Annotated in this window: 5 protein-coding genes; 1 reads left to right on the plus strand and 4 read right to left on the minus strand. The window is 73.4% G+C overall.

Annotated features, from left to right (window positions below):
- Nucleotides 1–38: 38 nt before the first annotated feature.
- The 4 genes from ACWED2_RS38710 to ACWED2_RS38725 are packed head-to-tail and all read right to left on the minus strand — an operon-like array spanning nucleotide 39 to nucleotide 3,454.
- Complete coding sequence (locus ACWED2_RS38710) at nucleotides 39–524, minus strand: DinB family protein (protein WP_449695484.1); 486 nt, start codon at nucleotides 522–524, stop codon at nucleotides 39–41.
- A gap of 20 nt (nucleotides 525–544) precedes the next feature.
- Complete coding sequence (locus ACWED2_RS38715) at nucleotides 545–1,354, minus strand: ABC transporter ATP-binding protein (protein WP_449695485.1); 810 nt, start codon at nucleotides 1,352–1,354, stop codon at nucleotides 545–547.
- A gap of 4 nt (nucleotides 1,355–1,358) precedes the next feature.
- Nucleotides 1,359–2,417 carry a FecCD family ABC transporter permease gene (locus ACWED2_RS38720; RefSeq protein ID WP_449695486.1) on the minus strand — a complete coding sequence of 353 codons (1,059 nt, stop codon included), beginning with the start codon at nucleotides 2,415–2,417 and terminating at the stop codon, nucleotides 1,359–1,361.
- The gene (locus ACWED2_RS38725; protein WP_449695487.1) at nucleotides 2,417–3,454 is read right to left on the minus strand and encodes a FecCD family ABC transporter permease; all 1,038 of its coding nucleotides are present in this window, start codon (nucleotides 3,452–3,454) and stop codon (nucleotides 2,417–2,419) included. Before ACWED2_RS38725 ends, ACWED2_RS38720 begins: the two co-directional genes overlap by 1 nt.
- Nucleotides 3,455–3,590: 136 nt before the next feature.
- Between ACWED2_RS38725 and ACWED2_RS38730 the strand changes: the two genes are divergently transcribed.
- Nucleotides 3,591–21,590, plus strand: a complete 18,000-nt coding sequence (locus tag ACWED2_RS38730) for an amino acid adenylation domain-containing protein (protein ID WP_449695488.1) — start codon at nucleotides 3,591–3,593, stop codon at nucleotides 21,588–21,590.

Below are 21,590 nucleotides of genomic sequence, written 5' to 3' on the forward strand. Positions count from 1 at the left end.
CTGGTGCCGGGCTAGTCGGCGGCCGCTCGGCGACGTCGTCAGCGCGCGGTGAGCTGTTCGCGCAGGATGTCGCCGTGGCCGGTGTGGCGGGCGAGTTCCTCGATCAGGAACAGGTACACGAAGCGGAGGGTCACCTCGCCGACGACCGGGTGCGTCCACCGGTCGTCGAGCGAGAAGCCCGCGGCGATCTCGCGTGAGCGCGCGCTGGTCCGCTCGTACTCGGCGATCACGTCGTCGACCGTTTCGTCGTCGGCGACCACGAAACTGGGGTCTCCGGGCGTCGACGGGCCGTCGATCTCGTCCTCGGCGAGCCCGGCGATCAGCCACTGGAACCACCGGCGCTCGGCGACGGCGGCGTGCTTGACCAGCGCGATCGGCGTGGTCAGCGACGGGACCAGCCGGCGCCGGGCGTCCGCTTCCGACAGGCCGCGCGCGTTCTCGACGAGCGCGAGGCGGCCGCGGTCGAGCATGGCCTCCAGCAGTTCGCGCTCGGGGCCGGTGGTCTTTTCGGGCAGCACGTACATGCCGCCAGCTTGCCGGAGAATCAGGCCTGGTGCGCCGGTGCCGGGTGGTGGCGGCTGATCGGGATGACCATCGGCGTCCCGCTCACCGGATCCGGCGTCACCTGGCAGCGCACGTCGAAGACCTCCGCCACCAGGTCCTCCGTGATCACCGACGCCGGCTCGCCGGAGGCCACCACGCGGCCCGCCTTCATCGCGATCACGTGGTCGGCGTAGCGGCACGCCTGCGGCAGGTCGTGCAGCACCATCACCACCGTGCGGCCGTCCGCGCGGTTGAGGTCGACGACGAGATCCAGCACGTCGATCTGGTGGGCCAGGTCCAGGTACGTCGTCGGCTCGTCGAGCAGCAGCACCGGCGTGTCCTGCGCGACCGCCATCGCGATCCACGCGCGCTGGCGCTGGCCGCCGGACAGCTCGTCCACCGGGCGGTCGGCCAGGTCCGTCAGCTCCGTGGCCGCCAACGCGGAAGCGACCGCGCCTTCGTCCGATGTGGACCACTGGCGCCACCAGCTCTGGTGCGGGGCCCGGCCGCGGCCGACGAGGTCGGCCACCGTCATGCCCTCCGGCGCGACCGGGGACTGCGGCAGGATGCCGAGCCGCTGGGCGACCTGGCGAGTCGGGAGGTCCTGGATCGAGCGGCCGTCGAGGTACACCGCGCCCGACTTCGGCGTCAGCAGCCGGGCCATCGTGCGCAGCAGCGTCGACTTCCCGCACGCGTTCGCCCCGACGATCGCGGTGATCTTGCCGGGCGGGATGTCGAGGTCGAGGCCGTCGATGACGACCCGGTCGTCGTAGGCGACGCGCAGGTCCTGCACCCGCAGGGACGGTGTCATCTTCTCAGCCTCCGGAGCCGGATCGGTTGGCCCTGGCCAGCAGCCAGAGCAGGAGCGGGGCGCCGAGCGCGCCGGTCACGATGCCCACCGGCAGCGGGGACGCGGTGACCGTGCGGGCCAGGATGTCGCTGCCCAGCACCACGACCGCGCCGGTGAGTGCGGACGCCGTCAGTGGCGGGGCGGCCTGGCGCGCCAGGCGTTGCGCGATCTGCGGCGCGGTCAGCGCGACGAACGAGACCGGGCCCGCGGACGCCGTCGCGAAGGCCACCAGGCCGGCGCCGGACAGCAGCAGCCCCAGCCGCACCGGCTGCACCGGCGTGCCGAGGCCGGCGGCCACGTCGTCGCCGAGCTGCAGGGTGCGCATCCACCGGGACAGGGCCAGCACGAGCGGCAGCAGCACCGCCAGCGCGCAAGCCAGCGGGACGACGTGCTCCCAGCCGCGGTTGTTCAGGTTCCCGACGAGCCAGCCGATCGACGCCTGGGCTTCGGTGATCTGCGCGCGGCTGAGCAGGTAGTCGGTCAGGCTGGTGCACATCGCGAAGATGCCGATGCCGACCAGGATGATCCGGTAGCCGGTGGTGCCGCGCCGCCAGGCGAGGACGTACACGAGCAGGCCGGTGAGCAGTCCGCCGAGCAGGCCGAGCGTGGTGGTGCCGAGGCCCCCGCCGAAGCCGAACGAGATGCCGGCGACGACGGCGGTGGCCGCGCCCGCGTTGATCCCGATCATGTCCGGGCTGGCCAGGGGGTTGCGCGTGATGGTCTGGAACACCGCGCCGGACGCGCCGAACGCGAGCCCGGCCAGCAGCCCGGTGAGCGCCCGCGGCAGCCGCAGCTCCCGCACGATGTAGCCGGTGCCGCTGTCGCCGCCGCCGAACACGGCGGACAGGACGTCGGACACGCCGAGCGGGACGTCGCCGATCGTCATGCCCACGCAGAACAACGCGAACGCCAGCACGGCGAGCACGAGCGAAACGGCCACCAGCCGCAGCCGGATCTGCCCGGACACCGCCGGTTTCGCGAGGCGGAAGACGACGCGGTCGCGCCGCACCTGCAGGAGGCTCATCAGGACTCCACCAGCTTGCGGCGGCGGACCAGCCAGATGAAGAACGGCGCGCCGAGGAAGGCGACGATCACGCCGGCGCGGACCTCGCCGGGCCGGGCCATGATCCGGCCGAGGATGTCCGCGGCCAGCAGCAGGCACGGCGCGAGGACCGCGGTGTAGGGCAGCAGCCACCGGTGGTCGGGCCCGATGACGAACCGCACGGCGTGCGGGACGATCAGGCCGAGGAACACGATCGGCCCGGCGACCGCGACGGAAGCGCCGGTGAGCAGCGTGATGGCCAGGGCGCCGCGCAGCCGCAGCGGGCCGAGGCGCCGTCCGAGCGCGACCGCGACGTCGTCGCCGAGCGCGAGGCTGTTCAGCGCGGGGCCGCTCGTGATCGCCAGCACCACGCCGGCGAGCAGGAACGGCAGGATCCGCAGCAGCGAACCGCTGTCGACACCGGCGAGCGAACCGGCGGACCAGAAGCGGAACCGGTTGAGCGCCACCGGGTCCGACAGCACCATCGCGCTGGTGAACGAGCCGAGCAGGGCCGTGACGGCGGCTCCGGCGAGGGCGAGCTTGACCGGGCTCGAGCCGCTGCGGCCGCGGGTGCCGAGGAAGTAGACGACCGCGGTCGCGGCGAGCGCACCGGCGAAGGCGAACCAGATGTAGCCGTACAGGGAGCCGACGCCGAGCACGGTGATGGAGAAGACGATGGCGAACGCGGCTCCGGCGCTGATGCCCAGCAGCCCCGGGTCGGCCAGCGGGTTGCGGGTCAGCGCCTGCATGAGCGTGCCGGCCAGGCCGAGCGCGGCGCCGACCAGTACCGCCAGCAGTGTCCGCGGCATCCGGACACTGTGGATGATCACCGCGTCGGCCGAGCCGTCGTCGTGCCAGAGCACCTGCCAGACGGCGCCGAACGAAATCTCCTTCGACCCCAGCCAGACGCTCAGCAGGCACAGGAAAACCAGGACGCCGAGAGCGGCCAGCAGCCCGAGTGCGCGGCCCGTGTGTGGCGGGCGTCGCTTGAGAGCGATCCCTCCGGGGTCTGTTCGCACCGCACCTCCGACTGGTACTGATTTTAGGTAAGGCTAACCGATGGTACAGGAGTGCATCCTCACCATCCGTTTGTTAGGGTCACCTAAGTTCGCGCCCCGATCGGGGCGCCGTGAGCAGCGGGAGGCTGGTCTACCGGTGAGCAACGGTGACGCTGTGCAGCAGCAGGGGTCGAGGCTCGGGTTCTGGCGTGACCGCCTCGCCTCGGCGCCCGAGGAACTGCCGCTGCCGGTCGACCGGCCGTACCTCGCGGAGCCCGTCTTCGCCCGGCTGGACCGGCCGCTGCCCGCCGCCGACGAACTGACCCTCCTCGCGGCGTTCACGGTGCTGTTGTCCCGGTATGCGGGAACGGCGGATGTCGTGCTCGGGATCGGCGCGCTGGTGCCGCTGCGGGTGGACCTGGGCGGCTCGCCCGGGTTCGCCGAGGTCGTGGCTCGGGTGCGTGAGGCGCGCGAGGAAGCGCTGGCGCACGAGGTGCCGTTCGCCGACCTGGTCGCGGAGCTGGAGCCCGAGCCCGGCCGCGGGGGAGCGCTGCTCGTCAACGTCGGCTTCGGTGCCGAACCGGACCTTCCGCTGGACCTGAACCTGACCGCCGGCGGGCTGCGCTATCGCGCCGACGTGCTCGAAGAGTCCACTGTGGACCGCATGCTCGGCCACCTGGGGCACCTCCTCGCCGAGGCGGCCGAGCGTCCACAGTGGCCGGTCGACCGGCTCGCCCTGATGACCGCGCCGGAGCTGCACGAGATCCTGGACGGCTGGAACGACACGGAGCTCGCCACCCCGCCCGCCACGTTCCCGGAGCTGTTCGCCGCGCGCGTCCGCGAGAACCCGGACGCCGTCGCGCTCGTCTTCGAAGACGAGGAGCTGACCTACGCCGAACTGGACGCGCGCGCCAACCGGCTCGCCCACGTTCTGATCGGGCGCGGCGCCGGGCCGGAACAGGTCGTCGCGCTCGCCGTGCCGCGCTCGATCGAGATGATCGTCGCCGAGCTGGCCGTCCTCAAGGCCGGCGCCGCCTACCTGCCGCTGGACCAGGACTACCCGGCCGAGCGGATCGCCTTCATGGTGTCCGACGCCCGCCCGGTCTGTGTGGTGACCACGCGCGATCTCGCCGACCGGTTCGACGGCGACGTCCTGCTGCTCGACGACATCTCGTGGGACCCGGCGCCGGACCCGGCCGCCGCGATCGTCCCGGCCAACGCCGCCTACGTCATCTACACGTCCGGCTCCACCGGGCGCCCCAAGGGGGTCGTGGTGTCGCACGCGGGCGTCGCGAAGCTGGTCGCGACGCAGTCCGAACGCTTCGGCGTCGGCCCGCACAGCCGGGTGCTGCAGTTCGCGTCGCCGAGTTTCGACGTCGCGTTCTGGGACCTGTGCCTCGGCCTGCTCTCGGGTGGCCGCCTGGTGATCACCCCGGCCGAGCGGCGGGTGCCCGGCCCCGAGCTGGCCGAGTACGCGCACGCCCACGGCGTCGACTTCATGATCCTTCCGCCCGCCCTGCTCGCCGAGTTCCCCGAGGACTGCGACCTGCCGCGGGACAGCGTGCTGCTGGCGGGCACCGAACGGGTGTCGCCGGAACTGGTGCGCCGCTGGGCACCGGGACGCCGGATGTTCAACGCCTACGGCCCCACCGAGGCCACGACGAACTCGACGCTCGGCCTCTGCGACCCGGAGCTCGCTCCCGGCTCGGCCGTGCCGATCGGCGTGCCCGACCCCGGCACTCGCGCCTACGTCCTCGACGCGCACCTCGCCCCGGTCCCGGTGGGGGTGGTGGGGGAGCTGTACCTCGCCGGGCCCGGCCTGGCGCGTGGTTACCTCGGGCGGCCGGGCTTGACGGCGGAGCGGTTCGTGGCCGACCCCTTCGGTTCGGGCGGACGGCTCTACCGGACCGGTGACCTGGTGAAGTGGCTGCCGGACGGCCGTCTGGTGTTCCTGGGCCGGGCCGACGACCAGGTCAAGATCCGGGGCTACCGGATCGAGCCGGGCGAGATCGAGTCGGTGCTGGCCGAGCACCCGCGGGTCGGCCAGTCGGTCGTCGTCGCGCAGGACGGCCAGCTGATCGCCTACGCCGTGCCGGTGCCCGACCGCGACCAGGCGGCCGAGCAGGGGCACGTCGACGAGTGGCACGACGTCCACGAGGAGATGCTCGCCGGCTCCCAGGGCATCGAGGAGAACTTCGCGGGCTGGAACTCCAGCTACGACGGCTCGGAGATCCCCCTCGACGAGATGCGGGAGTGGCACGCGGCGACGATCGAGCGGATCCGGGCCCTGCGGCCGAAGCGGGTGCTGGAGATCGGGGTCGGCAGCGGGCTGATCCTGTCGAGGATCGCGCCGGAGGCCGAAACCTACTGGGGCGTCGACCTTTCCGAGAGTGCCATCGAGAACGTCCGGCGCGAGGTCGCCGCCATGCCGGAACTGGCGGGCAAGGTGCACCTGGCCGCCCGGCCCGCGCACGACCTGGGCGAACTGCCGGAGTTCGACACGGTGATCGTCAACTCCGTCGCCCAGTACTTCCCGAGCGCGGACTACCTCGCCGAAGTCGTCAAGACGGCCGCGAGCGTGCTCGAACCGGGTGGGACGATCTTCCTCGGCGACATCCGCAACCTCCGGTCGCTGCGCGCGTTCCGGACCGCCGTCGAGCTGCACCGCGGCCGGACCGACGTCGCCGCGGTGGACCAGGCGATCGCCCGCGAAGGCGAGCTGGTCCTCGACCCGGACTTCTTCCCGGCGCTGGCCCGCGGCCTCGACGGCTTCGGCGACGTCGACCTGTGGGTCAAGCGCGGCCACGCCCACAACGAGCTGACCCGGCACCGCTACGACGTCGTCCTGCGGAAGGCACCGCGACCCGGCACCCCGGAAGAGCAGGTCGTCGCGTTCGGCGACCTCGGGGCGGTGGCGCGGTTCCTGGCCGCCGAGACGCCTGGGCGGCTGCGGGTCACCGGCATCCCGGACGCGCGGCTGGCCGGCGAGCTGGCCGCGGTCCGCGCCCTGGACACGGGCGACGCCGAAGCGGCGGTGGCCGCGCTCGATCGGCGGGACGGCGTCGACCCGGAAGCGCTGTACGCGCTCGGCGAGCGCGCCGGTTACCGCGTGGCGGTCACTTTGGCGGACGAAGGCCTCGAAGCCGTCTTCACGAGGGGCGAAGACGGCCCGGCCTACCGTCCGGTGCGGCCGACGGGCGCGCCGGGCTCGTACGCCAACAACCCGGCGGCCCGGCGCGAAACCGGGGCTCTCGTCGCGTCGCTGCGCGCGCACGTGCGGGAGCGGCTGCCGCAGTACATGGTGCCCTCGGCGTTCGTCGTCCTGGACAAGCTGCCGGTGCTCGCCTCCGGCAAGCTGGACCGCAAGGCCCTGCCCAGCCCGGAGCGGTTCACCGCCGGACCGGGCCGTGCGCCGCGCAACCCCGTCGAGCAGCTGCTGTGCGAGATGTTCGCCGACGTGCTCGGCGTGCCGCAGGCCGGGCCGGACGACGACTTCTTCGCCCTCGGCGGCCACTCGCTGCTCGCCACCCGGCTGATCCAGCGCATCCGGGCAGCCGTCGGCGCCGAGGTGCCGGTGCGGGCGGTGTTCGACGCCCCGACCCCGGCCGCGCTCGCGGACCAGCTCGCCGGGGCCGTGACCGAGACCGGGCGGCGCCCGCTCACCCGCGTCGCCGAGCGACCCGAGCGGCTGCCGCTGTCGTTCGCGCAGCAGCGGCTGTGGTTCCTGCACGGCCTCGAAGGCGGCTCGGCCACCTACAACGTCCCGCTCGTCATGCGCCTGGCCGGGGAACTCGACGTCGACGCGCTGCGCCAAGCGCTCAACGACGTCGTGGCCCGGCACGAGGCCCTGCGGACGGTCTTCCCCATCGCCGACGGCGTCCCGTACCAGCGGATCCTGCCGGAAGGAACCGTGGAGCTCGCCGTCCGCGAGGTGTCCGATGTGGACTCCGAAGTGGACACCCTGGTGCGGGAGGTGTTCGACCTCGGCGCCGGGGTCCCGGTGCGCGCGGAACTGCTCACCGTCGATCCGCGGCGGCACGTGCTGGTCCTGGTCGTGCACCACATCGCCGCCGACGGCTGGTCGCTGTCCCCGCTGTGGCAGGACATCGCCACGGCCTACCGCGCCCGCCTGCGCGGCGACGCTCCACAGTGGACGCCGCTGCCGGTGCAGTACGTGGACTACACGCTCTGGCAACGCGAACTCCTGGCCACCGAAGAGGCGGCCCAGCTCGACTACTGGCGCGCCACCCTCGCCGGCCTGCCCGACCGCATCGCCCTCCCGCTCGACCGGCCGCACCCGGCGGTGTCCGCCTACCGCGGCGGGTTCTTCACCTTCACCTGGGACGCCGGGCTCCAGGCCGGGCTCACCGACCTCGCGCGTGCCTGTGGCGCCAGCCCGTTCATGGTCGTGCACGCCGGCCTGACCGCGCTGCTGTCCCGCCTCGGCGCGGGCACCGACATCCCGATCGGCACCCCGATCGCCGGCCGCACCGACCCGGCGCTCGACGACCTGGTCGGCTTCTTCGTCAACACGCTGGTGCTGCGCGTGGACACCGGTGGTGACCCGTCGTTCCGCGACCTCGTGGCCCGGGTCCGCGAGCGCAGCCTCGACGCCTACGCCCACCAGGACGTCCCGTTCGAGCGCCTGGTCGAAGCCCTCAACCCGGCGCGGTCGCTGGCCCACCACCCGCTGTTCCAGACCATGCTCGCCTGGCAGAACACCCCCGGCAGCGGTGTCGAGCTGCCCGGCCTGACCGTCACCGAACAGCCCGTCGGCACCGGCACGGCGAAGTTCGACCTCTGGTTCTCCTTCACCGAGCGCTCCGACGGACTGCACGGCCAGGCCGAGTTCAACGCCGAGGTGTTCGACCGGGCCACCGTCACCGGCCTCCTCGGCCGCCTGGAAACCCTGCTCCGGCAGGTCGTCACCGCCCCGGACCGCCGCCTCGGCTCCCTCGACGTGCTCACCCCGGCCGAGCGCGACGGCCTCGAACAGAGCTGGTCGGGAGCCGTCGAGGACGTCCCCGCGGTCACCGTGCCCGAGCTGTTCGCCGCCCAGGTCGCGCGGACGCCGGACCACCCGGCCCTGGTCTTCGACGACGAAGAACTCACCTACGCCGAACTCGACGCCGTCTCGAACCGCCTGGCCCGCGTGCTGGCCGCGCGCGGAGCCGGGCCCGAGCGCGTGGTCGCGTTGGCCCTGCCCCGCTCGACGCACCTGGTCACGGCGATCCTCGCCGTGCTGAAGACGGGGGCGGCCTACCTGCCGCTCGACCCCGGCTACCCCGCCGACCGCATCGCTTTCATGCTCGAAGACGCCGCCCCGGCGCTGGTGCTGGCGGTCGCCGACACCGCCGTCCCGGGCGCGCTGCTGCTGGACGACCCGGCCACTCTCGCCGGAACCTCGGACGAGCCCCTGGACGTCGTGCTCCGGCCGGAGAGCCCGGCGTACGTCATCTACACCTCCGGGTCGACCGGCCGGCCCAAGGGTGTCGTCGTCCCGCACGCCGGGATCGTCAACCGGCTGCTCTGGATGCAGGACGAGTACGGCCTCACCGGCGACGACCGCGTGCTGCAGAAGACGCCGTCCAGCTTCGACGTCTCGGTGTGGGAGTTCCTCTGGCCGCTGCTCACCGGCGCCACCGAGGTGCTCGCCCGCCCGGACGGGCACAAGGACCCCGCCTACCTCGCCCGGCTGATCCGCGACCGCGGCGTCACGACCGTCCACTTCGTCCCGTCGATGCTCCAGGTCTTCCTCCAGGAACCGGCGGCGGGGGAGTGCGCGAGCCTGCGCCGGGTGCTGTGCAGCGGCGAGGCCCTGCCGCCGGACGCCGTGGCGCAGTTCGGCCAGGTCCTCGACGCCGAGCTGCACAACCTCTACGGCCCGACCGAAGCCTCGGTCGACGTCACCGCGTGGCACACGTCCACCGAGGACACTTCCGTCCCGATCGGACGTCCGGTGTGGAACACCCGCACCTACGTGCTCGACCCTGCCCTGCGTCCGGTCCCGCCGGGCACCCCCGGCGAGCTGTACCTGGCCGGCGTCCAGCTCGCCCGCGGCTACCTCGGCCGGGCCGGGCTCACCGCCGAGCGGTTCGTCGCCGACCCGTTCGGCGCGCCCGGCACCCGGATGTACCGCACCGGCGACCTCGCCCGCTTCCGTCCCGACGGCGTCCTCGAGTTCCTCGGCCGCGGCGACGAGCAGATCAAGATCCGCGGCTTCCGCGTCGAGCCCGGCGAGATCGCCGCGACCCTGTCCGCGCACGACGACGTCGCCCACGCCGTCGTCGTCGCCCGCGAAGACCGCCCCGGCGACGTCCGGCTGGTCGGGTACGTCGTCCCCGCCGACACCGCCGGGTCGGCCGAGGAGGAGGCCGATCAGGTCGGCGAGTGGCGCGAGCTGTACGACTCGGTGTATTCGGGCGAGCGCGACGAGTTCGCCGGCTGGAACTCCAGCTACACCGGCGAGCCGATCCCGCGCGAAGAGATGCGCGAGTGGCGGGACGCGATCGTCACCCGGATCCGTTCGCTGCGGCCGAAGCGAGTGCTGGAGATCGGCGTCGGCAGCGGCCTGCTGCTGACCGAGCTGGCCCCGGACTGCGAGGCGTACTGGGGCACGGACTTCTCCGCCGAGGCGATCGCGTCGCTGGGCGAGCGGGTCGCGGCCGACCCCGCGCTCGCCGGGCGCGTCGAACTGCGCACCGGTGACGCCGCCGATTTCGCCGGCCTGCCGTCCGGGTTCTTCGACACGATCGTGCTCAACTCCGTCGTCCAGTACTTCCCGAGCGGGGCCTACCTGCTCGACGTCGTCCGCAAGGCCCTGGACCTCCTGGCGCCGGGCGGCGCGCTCTTCGTCGGGGACGTCCGCGATCTGCGCCAGGTCCGGGCCTTCCACACGGCCGTTGCGCAGGCCCGCGGCGGTGACGTCGAACAGCTTCTGCTGCGGGAGAAGGAACTCCTGGTGGCGCCGGAGTTCTTCGCCGGTCTCGACGGGGTTGCCGCGGACATCCGGGTCAAGCGCGGCCGGGCGGTCAACGAGCTGACCCAGTTCCGCTACGACGTCGTCCTCAGCCCGGGGACCGCCGAGCCGCTCCCGGCCGAGACGCTGACCTGGGGCACCGATGTGTCCACTGTGGAGGAAGGGGTGGCCCGCCGAGGCGACGGCCTGCGCGTCGAAGGCGTTCCGAACGGGCGGATCACCGAGGGCGTGAACCCCGAAGACTGGTACGAACGGGGTGCGGTCGTCACCTGGTCCGCGGCCGGCGACGGCTCGGTCGACGTCCTCTTCACCAGTGACGCGGCCGGCGCGTTCCGGCCCGGGCCGGAGGAGATCCTGGCCTACACCGGCAACCCGCGGCGGTCGCGCCGAAGCACCGCGCTTCCGGCGGACCTGCGCACCTTCGCCGCCGAACGGCTGCCGGAGCACATGGTGCCCTCGGCGATCGTCGTCCTCGACGCGCTGCCCGTGACGGCGAACGGCAAGCTCGACCGCCGCGCCCTGCCCGCCCCGGACGTGAGCGCGCCGGTCTCGGACCGCGAGCCGCGCACGCCGGTCGAACGCCAGCTGTGCGACCTGTTCGCCGACGTCCTCGGCCTCCCGCGGGTCGGCCCGGACGACAGCTTCTTCGCCCTCGGCGGCCACTCGCTGCTGGCCACCCGGCTGATCGCCCGCGTCCGCACCACCCTGCACGCCGAACTCGAGGTCCGGTCGGTCTTCGAGACACCCACCCCGGCGGGACTGGCCGGGGTGCTCGCCACCGCCCGCGGCACCGCGCGGCCACCGCTGGTCCCCGCCCGCCGCCCGGACCTCGTCCCGCTGTCCGGCGCCCAGCAGCGGCTGTGGTTCCTGCACCACCTCGAAGGACCCTCGGCCACCTACAACGTCCCGCTGATCATGCGCCTCGAAGGCGATCTCGACGTCGACGCGCTGCGCATGGCGCTCTCGGACGTGGTCGCCCGTCACGAGGCGCTGCGCACCCGGTTCCCCCAGCGGGACGGCGTTCCGTACCAGGACATCCTCCCGCCGGAGGAGGTCGATCTGCCCCTCCGCGAAGTCACCGATCTCGGCGAGGCCCTGACCGGCCTGGTCCGCGGGTCGTTCGACCTGGAACGGCACGCGCCGATGCGAGCGGAAGTTCTCCGGCTCGGTGCCCGCGAGCACGTCTTCGCGCTGGTGTTCCATCACATCGCCTCCGACGGCTGGTCGATGGCCCCGCTGTGGCGCGACATCGCCACCGCCTACACCGCCCGCCGGGCCGATGACGCTCCACAATGGACTCCGCTGCCGGTGCAGTACGCGGACTACACGCTGTGGCAGCAGGACCTGCTCGGCCGCGAGGACGACCCGGGCAGCGTGCTGAGCGCGCAGCTCGACTACTGGCGGGAAGCCCTCGACGGCCTGCCGGACCGGATCGAGCTGCCCCTGGACCGGCCGCACCCGGCGACCGCGACGTTCCGCGGCGAGCTGCACACCTTCACCTGGGACGCCGGTCTCCACGCGCGGCTGGCCGAGCTGGCCCGCGAGAGCGGCGCCAGCGTGTTCATGGTCGTGCACGCGGCGCTGGCCGCCCTGCTCACCCGCCTCGGCGCGGGCACCGACGTGCCGATCGGCTCGCCCATCGCGGGCCGCACCGACCCGGCGCTGGACGACCTCGTCGGCTTCTTCGTCAACACCCTGGTGCTGCGCGTGGACACCGGCGGCGAGCCGACGTTCCGCGAACTCCTCGCCCGCGTCCGCGAGCGCAACCTCGACGCCTACGCCCACCAGGACGTGCCGTTCGAGCGCCTGGTCGAGGCGCTCAACCCGGCGCGGTCGCTGTCGTACCACCCGCTGTTCCAGGTCATGATCGCCGGGCAGAACAACGCCCGCGCCGAGGTGACCCTGCCCGGCCTGGCCGTCACCGAAATCCCGGTGACCACCGGGACGTCGAAGTTCGACCTGTCGATCTCGCTGACCGAGCGCGACGCCGGGATCGCCGGGGTCCTGGAGTTCAACGCCGACGTCTTCGACCACACGGGTGCGCACGCGATCCTGCGCCGCCTCGAAGTGCTCCTGCGCGCGGCCCTGGCCGAGCCGGACCGCCCGGTGGGTGCCCTGGACCTCCTCGAAGGGGACGAGCGCGTCCGCGTGCTCACCGAGTGGGCCGGATCCGGAGACCCGGCGGGCACCGAGACGTTCCCCGGGATGTTCGCCCGGCGTGTCGCCGAGGCGCCCGACGCGGTGGCGCTCGTCTTCGAGGACGTCGAGCTCACCTACGCCGAGGTGAACGCCCGCGCCAACCGGCTCGCGCACCTGCTGCTCGACCGCGGTGCCGGGCCGGAGCGGGTCGTCGCGCTGGCCGTCCCCCGGTCCCTCGACATGATCATCGCCGAGCTGGCGGTGCTCAAGGCCGGTGCCGCCTACCTGCCGATCGACGTCGACTACCCGGGCGACCGGATCGCCTACATGGTCGAAGACGCGGCCCCGGTGTGCGTGGTGACGACCCGGGACGTCGAGGCGAAGCTGCCCGCGGCCCTGCCGCGGGTCCTCCTCGACGACGCGGCGCTCGCCGGGTTGTCCACAGTGGACCCCGAGGTCGAGGTCAAGCCTGAGAACGCGGCCTACGTGATCTACACGTCCGGCTCGTCCGGGCGGCCGAAGGGGGTCGTCCTCCAGCATTCGGGTGTCGCGAAGCTCGTCGCGACCCAGGTCGAACGCTTCGGCGTCGGCCCGCACAGCCGGGTGCTGCAGTTCGCGTCGCCGAGTTTCGACGTCGCGTTCTGGGATCTGTGCCTCGGCCTGCTCTCGGGCGGGCGCCTGGTGATCGTCCCGGCCGAGCGGCGGGTCGCGGGCCCGGCGCTGGCCGAGTACGCGCACGCCCACGGCGTCGACTTCATGATCCTTCCGCCCGCCCTGCTCGCCGAGTTCCCCGAGGACTGCGACCTGCCGCGGGACAGCGTGCTGCTGGCGGGCACCGAGCGGGTGTCGCCGGAGCTGGTGCGCCGCTGGGCGCCGGGGCGGCGGATGTTCAACGCCTACGGCCCCACCGAGGCGACCACCAACTCGACCCTCGGCGAGAGCGACCCGGCCGAGCTGGCGGACGCCACGGTCGTCCCGATCGGCGTCCCCGACCCGGGCACCCGCGCCTACGTGCTCGACGCCGGGCTGCGGCCGGTCCCGCCCGGCGTGGTGGGGGAGCTGTACCTCGCGGGCTCCGGTCTGGCGCGGGGGTATCTCGGCCGTCCGGGCTTGACGTCGGAGCGGTTCGTGGCGGACCCCTTCGGCTCCGGCGGCCGTCTCTACCGCACGGGTGACCTGGTGAAGTGGCTGCCGGACGGGCGGCTGGTGTTCCTGGGCCGGGCCGACGACCAGGTCAAGATCCGCGGCTACCGGATCGAGCTGGGCGAGATCGAGTCGGTGCTGGCCGAGCACCCGGCCGTCGGGCAGTCCGTCGTCGTCGCCCAGGACGGGCGGCTCATCGCCTACGCCGTGCCCTCGGCCGGGCGGGACGAAGAAGCCGAACTGGACCACGTCGGCGAGTGGCGCGAGCTGCACGAGAACGTCTTCACCGACGCCGCGTCCGGCGGGCTGGAGGAGAACTTCACCGGCTGGAACTCCAGCTACGACGGCTCCGAGATCCCTCTCGACGAGATGCGCGAGTGGCACGCGGCGACGATCGACCGGATCCGTTCGCTGCGGCCGAAGCGCGTCCTGGAGATCGGTGTCGGCAGCGGGCTCATCCTGTCCCGGATCGCCCCGGACGCCGAGGAGTACTGGGGCGTCGACCTGTCCGAGAAGGCCATCGCCAACCTGCGGCGCGAGCTCGCGGCGACGCCGCTGGCGAGCAAGGTCCGCCTCGCCGCCCGGCCCGCCCACGACCTGGGCGAGCTGCCGGAGTTCGACACGGTGATCGTCAACTCGGTCGCCCAGTACTTCCCGAGCGTCGGCTACCTCGCCGAGGTCATCCGCACGGCCGCGGCGCACGTCCGGCCCGGCGGGGTCATCTTCCTCGGCGACATCCGGAACCTCCGCTCGCTGCGGGCGTTCCGGACGGCGACCGAGCTGCGCCACGGCCGCCGGGACGTCGCCGCGGTGGACCAGGCGATCGCGCGCGAAGGCGAACTCGTCCTGGATCCGGACTTCTTCCGGGCCCTGGATCTCGACGGCTTCGGCGACGTCGACGTTTGGGTCAAGCGCGGCCACGCCCACAACGAGCTGACCCGGCACCGCTACGACGTCGTGCTGCGGAAGGCCCCGCGACCCGGCACCCCGGAAGAGCAGGTCGTCGCCCTGGACGACCTGGAAGGGGCCTTGGCCGCCCGGCCGGCCCGGCTGCGCGTGACCGGCGTGCCCAATGCCCGGCTGTCCGGCGAACTCGCCGCCGCCGCGGCGCTGGCCGCGGGCGACGCCGAGACGGCACTGTCCGCATTGGACCAGCGAGACGGCGTGGACCCCGAAACCCTGCACGACCTCGGCGAGCGGCACGGTTACCGCGTCTACGCGACCCTCACCGCGGACGAGGGCGAGCTGGAGGTCGTGTTCACCACCGGCGAGCCGACGCGGATCCACCGCGGCCGTCCCGTCCGCGCCGCCCTCGAAGCACTGGGCAACCACCCGGCCGGGCAGCGCGACACGAGCGCACTGGTGGCGGCGCTGCGGGCGCACGTCCGCGACCGGCTGCCGCAGTACATGGTGCCGTCGGCGTTCGTACTGCTGGACCGGCTCCCGCTGCTGGCCTCCGGCAAGCTGGACCGGCGCGCCCTGCCGAGCCCGGACCAGCAGGCGGCCCCCAGCGGCCGGGCCCCGCGGACCCCGGTCGAAGAGGTCCTCTGCGGCCTGTTCGCCGAGGTCCTCGACACGTCGTCGATCGGCGTCGACGACGACTTCTTCGCCCTCGGCGGGCATTCGCTGATGGCGACCCGCCTGGTCGCCCGGCTGCGCGCGGTCTTCGGCGTCGAACTGCAGGTGCGGTCGGTGTTCGAGACGCCGACGGTGGCCGGGCTGGCCACGCTGCTGGCCACGTCCGGCTCGGCACCGGCCCGGCCGGCGCTGGTGCGCGCCGACCCGCGGCCGGAGGTACTGCCGCTGTCGTTCGCCCAGCAGCGGCTGTGGTTCCTGCACCGCCTGGAAGGCCCGTCGGCGACGTACAACATGCCGACGGCGGTCCGGCTGACCGGCGCCCTCGACGTCGCCGCGCTGCGCACGGCGCTGTCCGACGTGGTCGAGCGGCACGAAGCCCTGCGCACGGTCTTCCCGGAGATCGACGGGGAGGCCCGGCAGCTCGTCCTCGACGGCGTCACGATCCCGCTGCCGGTCCGCGCGGTCACCGAAGCCACGCTCGCCGACGCCGTGTCGGAAGCGGCGGGCACGGTGTTCGAGCTGGAGTCGGAGCTCCCGCTGCGCGCCGAGCTGCTGCGCTTGGGGGCCCGCGAGCACGTCCTGGTGCTGGTGTTCCACCACATCGCCTCCGACGGCTGGTCGACCGCGCCGCTGTGGCGGGACCTCGCGACCGCCTACACCGCCCGCCAGGCCGGGGAAGCTCCCCGGTGGGCGCCGCTGCCGGTGCAGTACGCGGACTACACGCTGTGGCAGCGGGACGTCCTCGGCGAACCGGTGATCGAACCGCAGCTGGCCTACTGGCGCGAAACCCTCGCCGGGCTACCCGAACGCATCGAACTGCCCACCGACCGGCCCCATCCGGCGGAAGCGTCCTACCACGGCGAGCAGTTCGCCTTCGGCTGGGACGCCGAGCTCCACAGCGGACTCGTCGAGCTGGCCCGCGCCTGTGGGGCCAGCGTGTTCATGGTCGTGCACGCCGGGCTCACCGCGGTGCTCAGCCGGCTCGGCGCGGGCACCGACATCCCGCTCGGCACGTCCATCGCCGGCCGCACCGACGCCGCGCTCGACGACCTGGTCGGGTTCTTCGTCAACACGCTGGTGCTGCGCGTGGACACCGGTGGCGACCCGTCGTTCCGCGACCTCGTGGCCCGGGTGCGGGACCGCAGCCTCGACGCCTACGCCCACCAGGACGTGCCGTTCGAGCGGCTGGTCGAAGCGCTCAACCCGGCGCGGTCCCTGGCCTATCACCCGCTGTTCCAGACGATGATCGCCTGGCAGAACAACGCCGTCGCGGAGATCGCCCTGCCGGGCCTCACCGTCGAGGAGGAGCCGGTCCGCACCGGTACCGCACGCGCCGACCTGACGTTCTTCGTCGGCGAGCGGCCCGGGCACCAGGCCGGGATCCGCGGCACGGCCGAGTACAACAGCGACGTCTTCGACCGCACGACCGTCGAGGCGGTCGTGGAGCGGCTCCGGACGCTCCTGGCCGCCGTCGTCGCCGATCCGGACACCCGGATCGGGGCGGTCGACCTGCTCACCGGCGCCGAGCGCGACCAGCTCGCCGCCGACCCGGCGACACCGCTGCCCGCGGAGACGACCGCCGAGCTGTTCTCGGCCCAGGTCGCGCGGACACCGGACGCCCTCGCCCTGGCGTTCGGCGCCGAGCGGCTGACCTACGCCGAGCTGGACATGCGGGCCACGGCCCTCGCCGGGGCTCTGCTCGCGCGAGGGGCCGGGCCGGAACGCGTGGTGGCGGTCGCGCTGCCGCGGTCGGTGGACCTGGTGGTGGCGCTCTTGGCGGTGCTCAAGACCGGCGCCGCCTACCTGCCCCTGGACCTCAACCACCCGGCCGACCGCATCGACCTGATGCTCACCGACGCGGCACCGCACCTGGTCATCGCCGAAGACGGTATCCGCTCGGGGGTCGTGAGTGGTAATTCGGGTTCTAACCCGAATTACCACTCACGACCAGCCACGGCAGACAACCTGGCGTACGTGATCTTCACGTCGGGCTCGACCGGACGTCCGAAGGCGGTCGCCGGCACCCAGCGGGCGCTGGCGAACCGGCTGCACTGGGGCCGGGACGTCGCCCGAGGCGTGCGCCTGGCCAAGAGCGCGCTGACGTTCATCGACGGCTCCACCGAACTGCTCGGCGGGCTCGTCGCGGGCGACCCGGTGGTCCTCGCCGACGACGCGACGGCGACCGACCCCCTGGAACTGGCCGGATTCGTCCGTGCATCCGGCGCGCAGGTGCTCACCGTGGTCCCGAGCCTCCTCGACACCTTCGCCGAGGACGCCCCGGCCGGGGCGTTCGACTCGGTGACCACCTGGATCACCAGTGGCGAACCGCTTTCGGAAGCACTGGCCGAGAAGGTCGCGGTCCGGTGGCCGTCCGCGAAGCTGGTCAACCTCTACGGCTGCTCGGAGGTCGCCGGCGACAGCCTCGCCCAGGTCTGCGGCCCGGTGGCCATCGGACGGCCGGTCGCGAACACCCGCGCGTACGTCCTCGACGCCGGGCTCCGGCCGGTGCCGCCGGGGGTGCGCGGCGAGCTGTACCTGGCCGGCGCCGGAGTCGCGCGGGGCTACCTCGGGCGGCCTTCGCTCACCGCCGAGCGGTTCGTCGCCTCGCCGTTCGAGCCGGGGGAGCGGATGTACCGCACCGGCGACCTCGTCCGCCGCCGCGCCGACGGGGCTCTCGAGTTCCTCGGCCGCGCCGACCAGCAGATCAAGATCCGCGGCTTCCGCGTGGAGCCCGGCGAAGTCGAAGCCGCGCTGACGGCCGACGCGTCGGTGGCGCGCGCGGCCGTGATCGCCCGGGAGAACCGGCTGATCGCCTACGTGGCACCGTCGGGTGACCCCGTCGCGCTGCGGGCCCTGGTGGCCGAGCGGCTGCCGGAGTACCTGGTGCCGTCGGCCGTCGTCGTCCTGCCCGAGCTGCCGCGGAACGCCAACGGCAAGCTCGACCGCGCCGCCCTGCCCGATCCGGAGGTGCGCGCGTCCGGACGGCCCACGCGGACCCCGGCCGAGCAGGCGCTGTGCGAGCTGTTCGCCGACGTCCTCGGCGTGCCGTCGGTCGGCCCGGACGACGGGTTCTTCGCCCTCGGCGGGCATTCCCTGCTGGCCACTCGGCTGGTCAGCCGGATCCGCGCGCTGCTCGGCGTCGAGGTGCCGATCCGGACGGTGTTCGACGCCCCGACGCCGGCCCGCCTCGCCGAAGCCCTGGACCCGGGCCGGGGCGTGCGTCCGGCGCTGGTCCGGGCCGAGCGGCCCGACCTCCTGCCGCTGTCGTTCGCGCAGCAGCGGCTGTGGTTCCTCGACCGCCTCGACGGGCCGTCCGCGACCTACAACATCCCGTGGGCGTGGGAACTGACCGGCCCGGTCGACATCCAGGCGCTGCGAGCGGCGCTGGGTGACGTCGTCGCGCGCCACGAGGTCCTCCGGACCCTCCTCGTCGAGGAGCACGGCACCCCGCGGCAGGTCGTGCTCGACGAGGCCGTCCCGGTGCTGGTCACCGAGACGGCGGCCGACCCCGGCGAGCGCGTCACCGCGGCGGCGTCGCACTGCTTCACCCTCGACACCGAGATCCCGATCCGGGCCACCCTCGTCTCGGCCGGACCGGACCGGCACGTCCTGGTCCTGCTGGTGCACCACATCGCGGGCGACGGCTGGTCGCTGCCGCCGCTGAAGCGCGACCTTGACACCGCCTACGCCGCCCGGCTGCGCGGCGAGCGTCCACAGTGGACGCCGTTGCCGGTGCAGTACGCGGACTACACGCTGTGGCAGCGGGAGATGTTCGGCCGCGCCGACGACCCGGACAGCCTCCTCGGCCGCCAGGCGGCGTTCTGGCGGGACACCCTCGCCGGGATCCCCGACGAGCTGGCGCTGCCGGCCGACCGGCCACGCCCGGCCCGGTCGACCAACCGCGGCGCCGCCGTGCCGTTCACCGTGCCCGCCTCCGTCCACAGGGGACTCCGGGAGCTGGCCCACCGCAGCGACACCAGCACGTTCATGGTCCTGCAGGCGGCGCTGGCCGCCCTGCTGACCCGGCTCGGCGCGGGCACCGACGTCCCCCTCGGCACGCCGGTGGCCGGCCGCTCCGACCACGCTTTGGAAGACCTCGCCGGGTTCTTCGTCAACACCCTGGTCCTGCGGACCGACACCGGCGGCGACCCGACGTTCCGGGAGCTCCTGGGCCGCGTCCGGGAGGCCGACCTGGCCGCGTACGCCCACCAGGACCTGCCGTTCGAGCACCTCGTCGAGCTGCTCAACCCGCCGCGGTCCCTGGCCCGGCACCCGCTGTTCCAGGTCATGCTCGCGGTCTACCACTCGGGTTCCGGGCCGGAACGGCTGCTCGGGCTCGACGCGGCCTACCGCGACACCGGGCTGCGGCAGGCGAAGTTCGACCTGTCGTTCGACCTGGTCGAAACGGCCGAGGGCATCGATGGCGACCTCGAATACAGCCTCGACCTCTTCGACGAGCCGACCGCCCGGACGCTCACCGAACGCCTGGTCCGGGTGCTGGCGGCGGTCGTCGCGGACCCGGACCGGCCGCTGAGCCGCCTCGACGTCCTCGACCCGGTCGAACGGGATCGGATCCTGCGCGACTGGGGTGCCGGGGCGCCGCTGACGCTCTCGGCCCCGACGGTCGTCGACCGGCTGGCCGCCCAGGTGGCGGCCACTCCGGACGCGACCGCGCTGAGCGATGCGTCGTCGAGTGTCACGTTCGCGGAGTTCGCCGCGCGGACCGACCGGCTCGCGCGGTGGCTGGCGGCGCAGGGGGCGGGGCCGGAGAAGGTCGTGGCGCTCGTACTGCCGCGGTCGGCGGCGGTCGTCGAAGCGATCTTCGGGGTGTTCAAGACGGGCGCGGCGTATCTGCCGGTGGACCCGGACCAGCCCTTGGAACGGATCGCGGCGATCCTCGCCGACGCCGCTCCCGCGCTGGTGCTCACCAGTCGTTCACTGGCTTCGGTCGTTCCCGGCGCGTTGTGTGTCGAGGATATTGTGGACAGTGACGCGGCACTGACACCGCCGTCGCCCGGGAACCCGGCGTACGTGCTCTACACGTCCGGGTCCACCGGCAAGCCGAAGGGCGTGGTCGTCCCGCACTCCGGGCTGGTCAACCTGTTCCACAGCCACCGCGAGACGCTCTACCGCCCGGCCGTCGCCGCGGCGGGCGGGCGGCGGCTGCGGATCGGGCACGCGTGGGCGTTCTTCTTCGACGCGTCCTGGCAGCCGCAGCTGTGGCTGCTCGACGGGCACGAGGTGCACGTCGTCGACGACGAGACCCGCCGCGACCCTTCGCGGCTGGCGGCGGTGGTGCGCGAGCGCGGACTCGACTTCCTCGAGCTCACGCCGTCGCACTTCGCGCAGCTGGCCGCGGCCGGGGTGATCGCGGACGGCCGGTGCGCCCTCGGCGTGGTCGGTGTCGGCGGGGAAGCCGTTTCGCAGACGCTGTGGGAGACGCTGGCGTCGATGCCGGGCACGGAGGCGTACAACCTCTACGGCCCCACCGAGGCCACTGTGGACGCTCTCGTCGGCCGCTTCGGCGACGCCGACCGGCCGGTGGTCGGCCGTCCGGTGCACAACACCCGCGCGTACGTCCTCGACGGCGGTCTTTCGCCGGTCCCGGCCGGGGTGCCGGGCGAGCTGTACCTGGCCGGTGCCGGGCTGGCCCGCGGCTACCACGGGCGGCCGGCGCTCACCGCGGACCGGTTCGTCGCCTCGCCGTTCGAGCCGGGGCAGCGGATGTACCGCACCGGCGACCTGGTGCGCTGGCGGCCGGACGGGCAGCTGGAGTACCTCGGCCGCACCGACGACCAGGTCAAGATCCGCGGTTTCCGGATCGAGCCGGGCGAGATCGAGACGGCCCTGACCCGGCACGACGACGTCACGCAGGCGCTCGTCGTGGTCCGGGACGAGCGGTTGGTCGCGTACACCACCCCGGCGACCGCGGATGCGGTGGAGCTGCGGGAGTTCCTCGCCCGGTCGCTGCCGGAATACATGGTGCCGGCGGCGATCGTGCCCCTGGACGCGTTCCCGGTGACGCCCAACGGGAAGCTGGATCGCGCGGGTCTGCCGGCGCCCGAGTTCGAAACTCGCGGCCGGGCGCCGGAAACGGCCCTGGAGAAGGCTCTCTGCGAACTCTTCGCGGAGGTGTTGGACGTCGCCGCCGTGGGCGCCGACGACGACCTGTTCACCCTCGGCGGCCATTCGATGCTGCTGGTGGTCCTGCGCAACCGGATCACCGAGCAGCTCGGGACCGAGCTGCCGATCGCCGAGTTCTTCCGCACCCCGACCGCGGCGGGTCTCGCCGCGGTGTTGACCCGAGACACGGAGTAG

Source organism: Amycolatopsis sp. NPDC005003 (genome assembly GCF_053600695.1).